Genomic DNA, 14,291 nt, shown 5'->3' with positions numbered 1-14,291 from the left:
CGTGCGCCGTGGTCGTATGCGCGCGTTGTGTCCCGCCTGTGAGCTCGCTGTGTGCCGCGGTCACAGGGAGGTCTGACGGCGGGCACAGGTCCGGCACAGCCGGGGTGCGGACGGTGGGGGAAACGACGACACCACAGGAGTTCCGATCATGAACCAGCCTCACGAGAACACCGCCACCGCTCCGTCTACATCGGACTGGGGAGCGCCGTCGCCTTCGTCGAAGAAGCCCCGCTCCGGCAAGCGCAAGGCGCTGGGCGCCGGTGCGGCCGCGGCGGTTCCGGTGGTTCCGCGAGCCGTGCCCTGCACGGAGAGTTCGTCGTCTCCGACGGGAACGGCGGCTACACCACTCAGCTCACGCAGACCGGGAAGGTGACCGAGCTGAGCGCGACGTCGCTGACCGCGGTGAGCGACGACGGCTTCAGCAAGATCTACACGATCGACTCATCGGTGGCGAGCGGCGTCGAGACCGGTGACACGGTCAGCGTCGTCGCGACGACCTCCGGGACGACGGCGACCGCCGAATCAGTCCGGGAAACGACGGGAGACGACCAGGGACCTCCCGACGGCGGGATCCCTCCCGGCCAGTAAGCGTGATCAGACGGACGACACCCGTGATCAGAGGCGTATCTCGCGTGATCAGACGCCGCACACTCAAGTGCGGTGTCCAGTCACGCGAGATACGCCTCTGATCACGCGAGTGCGGTGTCCGGTCAGCGGTCGTAGTCGACGGTCAGTTCGGCGGTGGTCGCCACGGCCCGGCAGGTCAGGATCCGCCCGGCGGCGACCTCGTCGCCGGTGAGCGCGTAGTGCACGTCCATCCGCGCGTCGCCTCGCACCACCGTCGCCCGGCAGGTCCCGCAGGCCCCGCCGACGCACGCGTACGGCGCGTCCACGCCGTGCCGCAGAGCGGCGCTGAGCACGGTCTCGCCCACGGTCGCCGGGATCTCGGCGGTCTTCCCGCCGGCGGTCACCGTCAGGATCGGGCCCGGACGGCGCGAGGGCCGGACCGGGAGCGCGCCCTGGAACAGTTCGAAGTGGACGTTCTCTTCCGGGACGTCCTTGTCGGCCAGCGTCCGGCGGGCCATGTCGACCAGTTCGCGCGGGCCGCAGAGGAACCAGTCGTCCACCTTCGCCGGGTGCAGCCGCGCCTGCAGCAGCGCCCGGAGGCGGGTGCCGTCGAGGCGGCCGCGCTGGTAGCGCTCGTGCGAGATCGCCAGCGCCTCGCCGACGATGTCGGACGGCTTCCCGATCCGCTGCGTCCGCAGGTCCGGGTCGCGTTCGTCGGTGCGGTAGTGCACCACGTGCAGCCGGCCGCCCAGCCGCGCCGCGAGCGCACCGAGTTCCTCGGCGAACATCGTGCTGGCGCCGGAGGTGTTGATGTAGAGGAGGGTGGCCCGGCTGTTCGGCTCGTCGATCAGCGTCGTGGCCAGGATCGACAGCACCGGCGTGATCCCGCTGCCCGCGGCGAGCGCGACGTACCGGCCGGAGCGGCCCTCTTCGGGGGTTAGCGTGAACACACCGTCAGGGGGGAGGACGTCCAACACGTCGCCCGCCTCCAGTTCAGTGGTGGCGAAGGTGGAGAACGCGCCGCCGATCTGGTGCTTGATCGCGATCCTCAGTTCGCCGGAGCCGGGCGTCGAGCAGATCGAGTACGCGCGCCGCACCTCTTCCCCGTCGACTTCCGCGCGGATCACGACGTGCTGGCCGGGGGTGAACCGGAAGGTCTCCCGCAGCCGCTCGGGCACTTCGAAGTTCACGGTGACCGCGCCTTCGCACAGCGGCCGGACGTCGGCCACGCGCAGCTGGTGGAACGCGCTCGGCGCCCGGGGCTGCGGGGCCGGCGGCGGCTCTTCGTCGAACGAGCCGGTCAACTGACGCCATTCGCGGTATTCCGACGACGTCAGCCCGCGGCCCCAGGCGGTGGCGATCGGGACGTCCTTGGCGAGGTAGGCGTCGCGGTTGTCGTTCCAGGCGCGCAGGTACCGGTAGAACGGGATCGCCGGGTGGAGATGGTGCACCAGGTGGTAGTTCTGGCACAGCATGATCGGTGTCATCAGCCATTCCAGGCCGACCCGGACCCGGGTGGCGCCGAACCGGTTCTGCCGCTGGGCGCCGAGGTCGTGATGCGGGAGCCAGTCGAACCACCAGGCCAGCACGGCCAGCCCGATGCGCTGCGGGATCAGGTAGACCACCAGCAGTTCCCAGCCGTGGCCGGTCGCGATCAGCCAGCCGAACGCGGCGAGGCTGAGGAGGATCACGACCGCGGTCTCGATCCGCTCGGACGGCGGGCGGGTGCGCTGCCGGGCCACGGAGAAACGGGCGTACCAGCCGTCGATCGTCAGCCACCGCAGCGGCAGCTGCCACCAGGGGCCGTGCGCTGTCCACGCGTCGGGATCGGTGTGCGCGTCCTCATTGGTGTTGCGGTGGTGCTCCAAGTGGATGTAGCGCACGAAGGGAAAGGCGCCATAGCTCGCGACGAACGGCATGGCGAGCCTGCCGAGAAGTTCGTTGACCCAGGTGAGCTGGCCGGCCGCGTGGTGCGTCGACTCGTGCAGCACGGTGAACATGGTGAAAGTGACCAGCGCGTGCAGAGGGATGGTCACCCACAGCGGCGCGGCACCGTTGACCACCAGCCAGGTGGCACCGGCCCAGACCATGGCCCCGCCGACGAACAACAGCACGGTCGGCACCGAGACCACCGGAAGCGGGATCCGCGGGTTGGGCACACCCCGTCCAGGTCTCTCGGACAGGTCCCCCGCGTCCTTGGGCCGGGTAGCGGCGACGGTCATCGATCGGTCCCCTCGGTCGATGCTACCGGGACAAGCTGTCACACCGTAGACAACTAGTACTGGTTTGTAAACTTCAACTACCTGCTGAAACGTCCGGTGACGGCGCCCGATGGTGAAGCCCGGCACGCATCCGTGTCCAGGATCGGACGGCTTCGTAACAGAGAAGAACCGAAAACTGGTCCGATCGGGTGGTCTGTGTCCTGTTCGCCGGACGACGTCCGAATGCTGTGATCCCGGCCGGAAAGGGCACTGGAAGCCCCCGGACCCGGGCCGATGAGCCGCGGGGCCTAGACTCGGTCGGCCCGGTCTGCAAGGTGACCAGGGGACATCCGCCGCGGATCACGAAGCTGACCGCGACCGGATGCTCAATCACATCGTTTACCGCTCGAGGAGATTACGTTGAAGAGCACCGTCGAGCAGCTCAGCCCGACGCGAGTCAAGATCAATGTCGAGGTGCCGTTCGACGAGCTCAAGCCGAACTTCGACCGCGCCTACCGCAAGATCGCCCAGCAGGTGCGCATCCCCGGCTTCCGTCCGGGCAAGGCGCCGGCTCGCGTGCTGGAAAGCCGGATCGGGCGAGCCCCGGTGCTCGACGAGGTCGTCAACGAGGTCATTCCGGCCAAGTACATGGAAGCCGTGCGCGCGGGCGAGGTCCGCACGCTGGGCCAGCCCGAGTTCGAGGTGACCAAGCTCGAGGACCGTGAGGTGCTCGAGTTCACCGCCGAGGTCGACATCCGTCCGGAGATCTCGCTGCCCGACCTCGAAGGCTTCACGGTCAGCGTCGACGACGTCGAACTGACCGACGCCGAGGTCGACGAGCAGCTCGACGAGCTGCGCGCCCGTTTCGGCACCCTGACCGGTGTCGAGCGTGCGGCCGAGACCGGCGACTTCGTCTCGATCGACCTGGCCGCCACGGTCGACGGTCAGGACGTCGAAGAGGCTTCGACCACCGGGCTGTCCTACGAGATCGGCTCCGGCCAGCTCGTCGACGGCATCGACGAGGCGATCGTCGGCGCGAACGCGGGCGAGACCAAGTCCTTCACCACGAAGCTGGTCGCCGGCGAGCACGCGGGCAAGGACGCCGAGGTCACGGTCACGGTGCAGACCATCAAGCAGCGCGAGCTGCCGGAGGCGGACGACGAGTTCGCCCAGATGGCGAGCGAGTTCGACAGCATCGACGAGCTGAAGGGCGACCTTCGCGAGCGTCTCGGCCGCGTCAAGAAGATGCAGCAGGGCGTTCAGGCGCGGGACAAGGTCCTCGAGGAACTGCTCGAGCGCACCGAGGTCCCGATCCCGGAGAAGGTCCTCGACGCCGAGATCGAGAACCGCAAGCACGACGCGATCCACCCGTTCGACCACAACGAGGCCGAGTTCGCGAAGGCACTCGAGGCCGAAGGCCGCACTCTGGAAGAGTTCGACGCGGAGGTTCGCGAGGAGTCGGAGAAGGCGGTCCGCACGCAGCTGCTGCTGGACACCATCGCCGACGCCGAGAAGACCTCGGTCAACGACGGCGAGCTCACCGAGCGGATCATCTACCAGGCCCAGCGCTTCGGTGTCAGCCCGGACGAGTACGTCCAGCGGGCGCAGCAGTCCGGTCAGCTGACCGCGATCTACGCCGACGTCCGTCGGGGCAAGGCGCTCGCCACGGTGGTCCGCCGGACCACCGTGACCGACGCCTCCGGCACCGCGGTGGACCTCGACGAGCTCTTCGGCCCCGCAGCCGAGGAGACGCAGGTCACCGAGGAACCCGCGAAGACTGCGGCCGAGTAGGGAATACGCGGTCCTCGCGAAACGGACCGTAAAGCTGTAAGCGAACTTGGGCGGTGTCAGGCATTCTGCACCGCCCAAGTTCGTTAGGGTCGGTTGCAAGATCTTCAGCACCTGGACACAGCATCTGGACATACAGCGGCGGCCGAAGCTCGGCCAGGCCGCCGTCGGCGAAAAGGCAGGCAGACGTGACGCAGCACACGCCCGAGGCGCGGTCCGGAACCGCAGGGCTCAACCTCACCGACTCGGTCTTCGAGCGGTTGCTCCAGGAGCGCATCGTCGTCCTCGGTTCCGAGGTCAACGACGAGGTCGCGAACCGGATCACCGCCCAGTTGTTGCTGCTCGACGCAGACGACTCCGATTCGGACATCCGCTTCTACATCAACTCGCCCGGTGGCTCGGTCACCGCGGGGTTCGCGATCTACGACACCATGCAGCTCATCCGCCCGGACGTCGCGACCTACGCGATGGGCCTGGCCGCGTCGATGGGGCAGTTCCTGCTCTCGTCCGGCTCGCCCGGCAAGCGGTACGCGCTGCAGCACGCCCGCATCCTCATGCACCAGCCGTCGGCCGGCGTCGGTGGCACCGCCTCCGACATCGCGATCCAGGCCGAGGTGTTCGGCAAGTGGAAGCAGGAACTGGCCAAGATCACGGCCGAACAGACCGGCCAGACGGTCGAGCAGATCGTCAAGGACGGCGACCGTGACCGCTGGTTCACCGCGCAGGAGGCGAAGGACTACGGGTTCGTCGACCAGGTCCTGACGCGCGAGAACCCGCTTCCCAACCGCTGATCCGCGCCGGAACACAGGAGATTCCCATGACCAACTATCAGCTTCCGATGGGATCGCAGGCGGTGCCGTCCTCGCAGTCCCGGCTCCAGCTGCCGCAGTCGCGGTACGTCCTGCCCTCCTATGTCGAGCGCACCAGCTACGGCATCAAGGAGTCGAACCCGTACAACAAGCTGTACGAAGAGCGCCAGATCATGCTCGGCGTGCAGATCGACGACGCGTCGGCGAACGACGTCATGGTCCAGCTGCTGCACCTCGAGCACGAGGACCCGGACCGCGACATCATGATCCTGATCAACTCGCCCGGTGGCTCGTTCACCGCGCTGATGGCGATCTACGACACGATGCAGTACGTCCGCCCCGACATCGTCACCATGTGCATCGGCCAGGCCGCTTCGGCCGCCGCGGTGCTGCTGGCCGCGGGTACCCCCGGCAAGCGCTTCACGCTGCCGAACTCGCGCGTGCTGATCCACCAGCCCGCCACCGAGGGCACCTACGGTCAGGTGTCGGACCTGGAGATCCAGGCCAACGAGATCCAGCGGGTGCGGCGCCAGATGGAGGTCATCCTGGCGAAGCACACGAACAAGGAAGCCGACGACATCAAGAGGGACATCGAGCGCGACAAGATCCTGACGGCCGACGAGGCCAAGGCGTACGGGATCGTCGACGAAGTTCTCGAGTACCGCAAGGCTTCGAGCAGCTGATCGCACCGGAACCGGTGCGTGTCGGGAGACGACACGCACCGGATCCCTGGTCTATGGTCAGCTTCTGGCGTGCTCAGATGTGACGTTGGTTCTCCCGCCGAGGGCATCGGGCGGGTACCGTCAGTGGCAGTGTGTGAGGCTCCGAGCGGTCATCCGTGACCGGGGCGGTAAGACAGTCAGGCGCAACAGTGCGGGCGTAGAGAGTGCGCCGGAGGGGACGAGGTCAACGGCCATGGCACGGATCGGTGACGGCGGCGACCTGCTGAAATGTTCTTTCTGCGGCAAGAGCCAAAAGCAGGTGAAGAAGCTCATTGCCGGCCCCGGGGTCTACATCTGCGATGAGTGCATCGATCTCTGCAATGAGATCATCGAGGAAGAACTGGCCGAAGCGGGTGAGGTCAAGCTCGACGAGCTGCCCAAGCCCGCGGACATCCACGAGTTCCTCGAGCAGTACATCATCGGCCAGGACGACGCGAAGCGGACGCTGGCCGTGGCGGTGTACAACCACTACAAGCGTGTGCAGGCCGACGACAAGGCCGGGCCGAAGGATTCCAAGGACGAGACCGTCGAACTGGCGAAGTCCAACATCCTGATGCTCGGACCGACGGGATGCGGCAAGACCTACCTGGCCCAGACGCTGGCGAAGATGCTGAACGTCCCGTTCGCGATCGCGGACGCCACGGCGCTCACCGAAGCCGGCTACGTGGGCGAGGATGTCGAGAACATCCTGCTCAAGCTGATCCAGGCGGCGGATTACGACGTCAAGCGGGCCGAGACGGGCATCATCTACATCGACGAGGTCGACAAGATCGCCCGGAAGTCGGAGAACCCCTCGATCACCCGCGACGTGTCGGGTGAGGGCGTGCAGCAGGCGCTGCTGAAGATCCTCGAGGGCACCACCGCTTCGGTGCCGCCGCAGGGCGGCCGCAAGCACCCGCATCAGGAGTTCATCCAGATCGACACGACGAACGTGCTGTTCATCGTGGCCGGCGCGTTCGCCGGGCTGGAAAAGATCATCAACGAGCGGGTCGGCAAGCGCGGCCTCGGTTTCGGTGCGGAGATCCGCACGAAGGCCGAGATCGACGAGAGCGACATCTTCTCCGACACCATGCCGGAGGACCTGATCAAGTTCGGGTTGATCCCGGAGTTCATCGGCCGGCTCCCGGTCGTGGCGACGGTGACCCACCTGGACAAGGAGTCGCTGGTCAGCATCTTGACCGCGCCGCGCAACGCGCTGGTGAAGCAGTACAAGAAGCTCTTCGAGATGGACAACGTCGAGCTGGAGTTCACCCCGACCGCGCTCGAGGCCATCGCCGACCAGGCCGTGCTCCGCGGCACCGGCGCCCGTGGCCTGCGCGCGATCATGGAAGAGGTCCTGCAGCCGGTCATGTACGACATCCCGAGTCGCGACGACGTCGCGAAGGTCGTCATCACCGAGCAGACCGTCCGCGAGAACGTGAACCCGACGATCGTGGCGCGTCAGCCGTCACGTCGTCGCAGCAGCGAGCGCGGCGAGAAGTCCGCCTAGGCAGCAGCTTTGTCCAGCATTGTCACCACCGATGCCCCGGCCGGGAACCTCCGGCCGGGGCATCGGTTTTTACGCGGCCCTGCCCGGCCGGTGACCGGTCCGGGATAGGATGCGCGGGTGCCGCTGACTCCCACGAAGGACGAGAACGAGGCTCCCGAGCTGGCAGCCACGAGTCCACGCGAGGTCAGAGGGCTCGTCGAACTCACCGAACGCATCATCCTCGGTGCCTATCGCGGGCACCCCTGGATCCCGCGTGCGCTGACGATCGTGCTCGGCGTGCTGGTGGTCACCTGCCTGGTGGCGGGTGTCGTCCGGCTGTCGCTGCTCCCGCTGATCCCGTTGCCGCTGTTCGCGGTGTCGGCGTACGCTCTCGTTCGCATCAAGGCGGCGCGGGCCGCGGAGACCGACCGGTCGCTCGTCGCCTGGACCGGGTTGTACACCGGTGCCACACTCACCGGATTCTGGTTGATCTCGATGGCGGGACGCTGGTTGGGCTGATCGGCCCGGCTGATTCGTGATTTTCCCCCATTGGACGGGTTTCATCTTCGTGATGGTGGGGTAAGACGACAAAGTGACAGTCACCATGGAGCCCTTTGTGCACGTGGGCCTGCTCTACTCTGGTGACACCGAGTACCTGGACGGTACGGTTCCGTACATTCTGGAAGGCCTCACGCTCGGCGAGCCGGTGGCGGTGGCCGTTCCCGGCCGGAATCTGACGCTCATCGAGGACGCGCTGGGCGAATCGGCGGCCGAAGTCGAGTTCATCGACATGACCGAGGCGGGCCGTAACCCGGGCCGCATCCTCCCCGGCGTGCTCCTCGCGTTCGCGGACAACCGGCGGGGCCCGGTGCGCATCATCGGCGAGCCGATCTGGGCGGGCCGTTCGGCGGTCGAGTACCCGGCGTGCGCGCAGCACGAGGCGCTGATCAACTTCGCTTTCAGTGGCCGCGCGCTCAGCGTCCTGTGCCCTTACGACCTGAGGAGTCTCGGCGAGGGTGTCCTGGCCGACGCCGAGCAGACCCATCCGCTCCTCTCCGGGACCGGAGGCGACCGCCCGAGTGCCGCTTACGCGCCCGATTCGGTCGTCGACAGGTACAACCTCCCTCTGCCCGAGCCGTGCACGGTCGAGACCTTCAGGTTCGATCTGGCGCGTCTCGCGGCGGTCCGCCGCTTCGCGCAGACGCGGGCGGAGGACAGCGGGCTCGGCCCGGACCGGGTGGACGATCTCGTGCTCGCGGTGGCGGAACTGTCCGCCAACAGCGTGCTGCACGGTGTGGGCCAGGGCGTCGTCCGGGTCTGGCGTGACGAGGGTCATGTGCTCTGCGAGGTCATCGACGAGGGCACGCTGAGCGATCCGCTGGCGGGCCGGCGCCCGGCCCCGCCCGGGCAGATCGGCGGCCGCGGCCTGGTACTGGTCAATCAGGTCGCCGACCTGGTCCGGCAGTACCGGAGGCCGGGCTCGACGGTGACGAGGGTGTACTTCCGCGTCTGAGCCGCCACCGCGGTCTTCCTCGCGATGGCGGCCGGTGACGCGCGTCAGGTGAACAGGCTGCGGCCCGCGATCAGTTCGTCGACCTCGGGGTCGGTCGCCCGCAACTGGTCGATCAGCGTGCTGTCGGTCTCGCTCCCGATGTGATCGGTGTTGTCGTTGAGCCACGACGGGGCATACCCGAAGAGCACCAGGCGCCGCCGTCCGCAATCGGCGGCCGTCGGAGTCGTCTTGTGCCAGAGATTGCCGTGCATGAGGATGCAGTCACCCGGGCTGAACTTCAGCTGGACCTCGTCCGGGTGGGTGTCGTACGTGCCGTCGTAATCGCGGCGCGGGTCGTTGTCGATATGGCTTCCCGGAATGACCGACAGCGGACCCTCTTTGTCCCCGATTTCATCGAGATAAATGAGTCCCTGCATGGTGTGCGGATAGCAGAAGAATGGCGGGAGCGGGTCCGGGATCACCGCCATGTGGTAATGCCAGGCGACGCCGGCGTCGGCCACGCCCGCCAGTGCGACCCGGGATTCGACGTAGAACGAAACCTGGGGGCCGAGCAGCGCGCGGGCGACCGTGAGCGAGGGGTCGTACTTGATCAGCCGGTGGAAGGTCTCGTTCCGTTCGAGCAGCCGGCGGAAGTAGAGCCCGTTTCCTTCGTACACCTCGGCTTTCGGCTTGCCCTTGTCCTCTTCGATGATCTCTTCGAGGGCGGCGCCGAAATCCTCGATCCATTCCGGCGGGATGAAGTTGCGGCGGACCAGGAAGCCGTCCCGCACGAAGGTTTCCATCTCGTCCGGGGAGGCGTGCACCTTGATCTTGTGCTGCGGGTAGTCCTTGAACCGGTTGTTCACGTCGTACTTGATTTCGTAACTGTCGAGCGCCTTGGTCATCAGAGAGCCCTTCGGTTTCTCGGTACTCGCCGTCCGGAATCGACTGTAGCCACGAAAAGAAGGCCTTTGTTCTTTGTCGGGCGCTCTCTGGTGCACGCGCTCTTGCGTTAGGATTTCGCTTGTCTCGCCGGCGAGACGCGCGATTTCAGGCGTTCTTGGGCACGTGCTTGCCGAGGAACGCGACCAGGCTGGGCACGACCGTGCGGTTGAAGGCGTCGCCGTGTTTGCCGCGCGCGGTGTGCGCGACGGCGGGCCGTGCTTCGGAGATGAACTTGCGCACCCCGCCGATGAACGGATCCTCGGTGCCGCACCAGATCGCGGTCGGCACGCTCTTCGTGGTGGCGACGTGGCGCAACGGGTCCAGCGAGCCCCAGTCGGTGGCGTCGCGGAAGGCACGGCGCTTGCTCATCTCGGACCACGACGTCATCAGGGCGGGCGCGAGGGCGGCGACCGCGGCGGGCGGGCGACGGCGTTCCAGCCGGCGCCGGGTGTAGAGGAGCGCGCCGAAGCCGCCCATCGAGAGACCGGTGGCGGCGAACGGCAGCCCGTCCCGGCCGCCGAGGCCGCGCGCGGCCAGCCAGCGAGGGACCTCTTCAAGCAGCATCGCCATCGGGTTGTCGCCGGGCTGGTTCTCGTGCCAGTAGTGATCGCCGCCGTCGACGGCCACGAACCCGAACGGCGGGACGGCCTTGCGGGCGACGTCGCTGCCGAGTTGCTTGAGGAGCCCGGTGGGGGCCGCGTGCCGGGCGGTGCCGTGGAGGCCGTGCAGCATCAGCGACATCGGCAGGCCCTTGGGCGGGGCCTTGGTCGGCAGCATCAGCACCAGGTCGACCTCGCGGCCGCGGGCTTCGGAGTAGACGCGTTCGACGCGGGGGGTGCCCAGCTGGGTCGCGGGGGTCGGCGAAGCGACACCGAGCGCCCGCTGGAGGGCTTCGCTGAACGGGAGGACGCCGGTGGCCGTTCCGGCGGTGAGCCCGGCCACGCCCAGTCCTGAAGCGCCGGCGATCAGCATGGAACGGCGGCTGAGCCAGCGGCGCGCGTCTCGCACCCCGTGAAGCGCGTCGTGCGCCTCTTGCCCCTTGTCGTCGTTCACCCGTCCCCGTTCCCCCGATGACCTGCTACCAGGTCAGACGCGCACTTCCGCTTCAAGGTTGCACGTGACACCGACCTGTGACCGGGGTATCGCCGGATCAGGTGTCGATGTTTCCCTCATTCGCGCGCCATGACTCGATCGAGACCCGCACGGACTCCGTCGCGGCTTCGAGGGTGTCGCCGAGGCCCACCCCGAGGGTGGTGGCCAGCGGAACGAGGATCTGCTCCACGCCGTTCTCACCGTCGCCGAAGTAGCCGGCGACCTCCAGCGTGATGTAGCCGTGCACGGCGCTCCAGAGCTGCGCGGCGACGGCGAACTCCGGGGCGGGGCGGAACCGGCCCGCCTTGATCACCCGCTCCGCGGCGCGGACGAGATAGCTGAAGGCCACGATGCCCTCTTCGCTGAGGTTCTGACGCGTCTCTTCGTTGGTCATGTCGCCCAGCGCGGCCTTCTGCCCGTTGGGCTGGCTCTGGCCGAAGGTCACCGCGTAGAGCTGCGGGTTCTCCACCACGGTCTGCCGGTACGCCAGCGCCAGGGTGAGGATGTCGGCCGCCGGGTCGTCGGTCTCCTGGACTCCGCCCAGATTCGCCGAAAGCCGCCGGAACCCTTCGCGGGCGACCTCGTCCACCAGTGCGCCCATCCCGCCGAAGTGGGTGTAGACGGCCATGGTCGACGCGCCGATCTCGGCCGCGAGCTTGCGGGCCTGCAGGGCCTCCGGGCCGCCGTCCGCGAGCAGCCGGATCGCCGCCTCGATCAGCTTGGCCTTGACCTCGGCGGCGGAGGGTTTGGGTGACATGCTTGCCAGTATCCCATAACCCTGTTATAAATGTATCCATAACCACGTTATATCGATCGCAGCATTTATCAAAACCAGGGGACACGTGATGGGTAACAGGTTCCTCGAGGGCAACTTCGCCCCGGTCAGCCGCGAGCACACGATCACCGAACTGAGCGTCACCGGGCATATCCCGGAGTACCTGGACGGGCGGTACCTGCGCAACGGGCCGAACCCGCTGTCCGAAGTGGACCCGGCGACCTATCACTGGTTCATGGGCGACGGGATGGTGCACGGCGTCCGGCTGCGCGACGGCCGCGCCGAGTGGTACCGCAACCGATGGGTGCGCAACCCGAGGCTGTCGGAAGCACTCGGCGAGCGCTGGGAAGGCGGCCAGGTCGCCGGGATCGCCTCCATGGGGGCCAACACCAACGTGATCGGCCACGCCGGCAAGACGATCGCGCTCATCGAGGGCGGCGTCACCAACTTCGAACTGGACGACGAACTCGACACCGTCGGCGCGTGCGACTTCGACGGCACCCTGCCGGGCGGCTACACCGCCCACCCCAAGCGCGATCCGGAAACCGGCGAACTGCACGCCGTGTCGTACTTCTTCGGCTGGGGCAACAAGGTTCAGTACTCGGTGATCGACGCGGCCGGCCGGGCCCGCCGCAAGGTCGACATCGAGGTCACCGGTTCGCCGATGATGCACGACTTCTCCCTGACCGAGAAGTACGTCGTCTTCTACGACCTGCCGGTCACCTTCGAGACCGAACAGGCCGTCGCCGCGTCCGTTCCGTCGTTCATGCGCACCCCGGCCCAGCTCGTGCTGTCCGCGATCGTGGGCAAGGTGAAGGTGCCGGACCCCATCAGCGCGAGGCTGCGCCGGCGCGTCTCGGGTAACGGCGGCCTCCCGTACCGCTGGAACCCGAAGTACCCGGCGCGGATCGGCGTCATGCCGCGCGAGGGCGGCAACGGCGACGTCCGCTGGTTCGAGGTCGAGCCCTGCTACGTGTTCCACCCGATGAACGCCTACGACGACGGCGACAGCATCGTGCTGGACGTGGTCCGGCACCCCAAGATGTTCGACAGCGAACTGCGCGGGCCCGCCGAGGGGCCGCCGACCCTGGACCGCTGGACCGTCGACCTGGCCGTCGGCAAGGTCGTCGAGGAACGCCTCGACGACCAGGGGCAGGAGTTCCCTCGCGTCGACGAGCGGCTTCTCGGGCGTCCGCACCGGTTCGGCTACTCGGTGTCCACAAGCGACGGATCGGCGTCGTCGGGGTCGCTGCTCAAGCACGACCTGTGGAACCGGTCGGTCGCTTCGAAGGAGTTCCGTCCCGGCAGTCAGGTGGGGGAGTTCGTCTTCGTTCCGTCCTCTGTGGACGCGGGGGAGGACGAGGGTGTGCTGATGGGCTTCGTGTACGACGCCACGACCCAGAAGAGCGACCTCACCATCCTGGACGCGGGGACGCTGGAGACCGTCGGCGCCGTCCACCTTCCGGACCGGGTGCCCAACGGCTTCCACGGCAACTGGGACCCGTCTAGCTGAAAGCGCGTGAGGGCCACCCTCAGGGACTCAGAGTCCCTGAGGGTGGCCCTCACGCGCTTGGGCAATCGGTCAGCTGAGGTCGGAGACTCGGTGGTCGCCGGTGTAGAGGTTCATGCTGTCCCCGCGCAGGAAACCGATGAGCGTCATGCCGTTCTCCTCGGCCAGTTCCGCGGCCAGCGACGACGGCGCGGAAACCGCCGCCAGCAGGCCGATCCCGACCATGGCGGCCTTCTGAACCAGTTCGAACGAGGTGCGGCCGGACACCAGCAGACCGGCGTCCGCCGCGGGGATCCGGCCTTCCTGCAGTGCCCAGCCGAGCACCTTGTCGACGGCGTTGTGCCTGCCGACGTCCTCGCGGACGACGGCCAGGTTCCCGTCGGTGTCGAAGAGGGCGGCCGCGTGCAGCCCGCCGGTGCTGGCGAAGACCTTCTGGTGCGTGCGCAGCGTGTCCGGGAGTTTCGACAGCACCTCGGTGGTCACCGTGAATTCGGACTTCTCCGGGGAAAACCGGCTGCGGAGCTTGACCGCGTCGAGCGCGGCCTTGCCGCAGACGCCGCAGGAGGACGTGGTGTAGAAGTTCCGCTCGACACCGGTCTCCGGCGGAGCGACGCCCTCGGCCAGCGCGATGTCCAGCACGTTGTAGGTGTTGCGCCCCTGGTCGTCGACGCCGTCGCAGTACCGCGCGGTCGCGATGTCCTCGCGCGAGGCGAGCACGCCTTCGGACAGCAGGAACCCGTGAGCCAGTTCGACGTCGTGGCCGGGAGTCCGCATGGTGACCGCGAGAGCCTTGCCTCCGACCCGGATTTCCAGCGGTTCTTCGGCCGCCAGCGCGTCGGGTCGTCGCACGTCCCGGGTCGCGGAGATCTTCCGCACCGGACGGCGCACCGTCACCCTGCCCACTTGTCCACCCTTCTGGCTC

Annotated in this window: 14 protein-coding genes; 8 read left to right on the top strand and 6 right to left on the bottom strand. The window is 67.7% G+C overall.

Going from position 1 to position 14,291, the window contains the following annotated elements:
- Positions 1-159 precede the first annotated feature (159 nt).
- Complete coding sequence (locus ACLJRL_RS22210; protein WP_410658157.1) at positions 160-306, bottom strand: hypothetical protein; 147 nt, start codon at positions 304-306, stop codon at positions 160-162.
- A gap of 63 nt (positions 307-369) precedes the next feature.
- Here ACLJRL_RS22210 and ACLJRL_RS22205 point away from each other — a divergent pair, with 63 nt between their 5' ends.
- On the top strand, positions 370-588 hold the full coding sequence (locus tag ACLJRL_RS22205) for a hypothetical protein (protein ID WP_410658156.1): 219 nt from the start codon (positions 370-372) through the stop codon (positions 586-588).
- Between the two features lie 122 nt (positions 589-710).
- Here ACLJRL_RS22205 and ACLJRL_RS22200 read toward each other — a convergent pair whose 3' ends face one another.
- Positions 711-2,726: a fatty acid desaturase gene (locus ACLJRL_RS22200; protein ID WP_410658297.1), complete on the bottom strand. Its 2,016-nt coding sequence runs from the start codon at positions 2,724-2,726 to the stop codon at positions 711-713.
- 462 nt (positions 2,727-3,188) lie between these two features.
- Here ACLJRL_RS22200 and tig point away from each other — a divergent pair, with 462 nt between their 5' ends.
- The 6 genes from tig (at position 3,189) to ACLJRL_RS22170 (ending at position 9,068) form a co-directional block, all read left to right on the top strand.
- A complete protein-coding gene (gene tig / locus ACLJRL_RS22195; protein WP_410658155.1) occupies positions 3,189-4,559 on the top strand; it encodes a trigger factor in 1,371 nt (456 codons plus the stop codon).
- Positions 4,560-4,744: 185 nt separating this feature from the next.
- The gene (locus ACLJRL_RS22190; protein WP_410658154.1) at positions 4,745-5,347 is read left to right on the top strand and encodes a ClpP family protease; all 603 of its coding nucleotides are present in this window, start codon (positions 4,745-4,747) and stop codon (positions 5,345-5,347) included.
- Positions 5,348-5,373: 26 nt separating this feature from the next.
- Positions 5,374-6,048 carry an ATP-dependent Clp protease proteolytic subunit gene (locus ACLJRL_RS22185; RefSeq protein WP_410658153.1) on the top strand — a complete coding sequence of 225 codons (675 nt, stop codon included), beginning with the start codon at positions 5,374-5,376 and terminating at the stop codon, positions 6,046-6,048.
- 232 nt (positions 6,049-6,280) lie between these two features.
- On the top strand, positions 6,281-7,576 hold the full coding sequence (gene clpX / locus ACLJRL_RS22180) for an ATP-dependent Clp protease ATP-binding subunit ClpX (protein WP_410658152.1): 1,296 nt from the start codon (positions 6,281-6,283) through the stop codon (positions 7,574-7,576).
- Positions 7,577-7,693: 117 nt separating this feature from the next.
- Positions 7,694-8,074: a hypothetical protein gene (locus tag ACLJRL_RS22175; RefSeq protein WP_410658151.1), complete on the top strand. Its 381-nt coding sequence runs from the start codon at positions 7,694-7,696 to the stop codon at positions 8,072-8,074.
- A gap of 85 nt (positions 8,075-8,159) precedes the next feature.
- A complete protein-coding gene (locus tag ACLJRL_RS22170; protein WP_410658296.1) occupies positions 8,160-9,068 on the top strand; it encodes an anti-sigma factor RsbA family regulatory protein in 909 nt (302 codons plus the stop codon).
- Between the two features lie 44 nt (positions 9,069-9,112).
- Here the strand turns inward: ACLJRL_RS22170 and ACLJRL_RS22165 are convergent, their stop codons facing one another.
- The 3 genes from ACLJRL_RS22165 to ACLJRL_RS22155 all read right to left on the bottom strand — a co-directional run bounded on the left by ACLJRL_RS22165 (position 9,113) and on the right by ACLJRL_RS22155 (position 11,841).
- Positions 9,113-9,952, bottom strand: coding sequence for a phytanoyl-CoA dioxygenase family protein (locus ACLJRL_RS22165; protein ID WP_410658150.1), 840 nt, complete (start codon positions 9,950-9,952; stop codon positions 9,113-9,115).
- A gap of 145 nt (positions 9,953-10,097) precedes the next feature.
- Complete coding sequence (locus ACLJRL_RS22160; RefSeq protein WP_410658295.1) at positions 10,098-10,964, bottom strand: alpha/beta hydrolase-fold protein; 867 nt, start codon at positions 10,962-10,964, stop codon at positions 10,098-10,100.
- Between the two features lie 178 nt (positions 10,965-11,142).
- Complete coding sequence (locus tag ACLJRL_RS22155; protein WP_410658149.1) at positions 11,143-11,841, bottom strand: TetR/AcrR family transcriptional regulator; 699 nt, start codon at positions 11,839-11,841, stop codon at positions 11,143-11,145.
- Positions 11,842-11,929: 88 nt separating this feature from the next.
- Here ACLJRL_RS22155 and ACLJRL_RS22150 point away from each other — a divergent pair, with 88 nt between their 5' ends.
- Positions 11,930-13,372 (top strand): carotenoid oxygenase family protein, encoded by a 1,443-nt coding sequence (locus ACLJRL_RS22150; protein ID WP_410658148.1) that lies wholly within the window; start codon positions 11,930-11,932, stop codon positions 13,370-13,372.
- 69 nt (positions 13,373-13,441) lie between these two features.
- Here the strand turns inward: ACLJRL_RS22150 and fdhD are convergent, their stop codons facing one another.
- Positions 13,442-14,272: a formate dehydrogenase accessory sulfurtransferase FdhD gene (fdhD, locus tag ACLJRL_RS22145; protein ID WP_410658147.1), complete on the bottom strand. Its 831-nt coding sequence runs from the start codon at positions 14,270-14,272 to the stop codon at positions 13,442-13,444.
- Positions 14,273-14,291: the final 19 nt, after the last annotated feature.

Source organism: Amycolatopsis sp. lyj-112, from assembly GCF_046549055.1.
GTDB lineage: Bacteria > Actinomycetota > Actinomycetes > Mycobacteriales > Pseudonocardiaceae > Amycolatopsis.
Note: the sequence above shows the minus strand (reverse complement) of the source record. Positions and strands in the feature narration are given on the sequence as shown.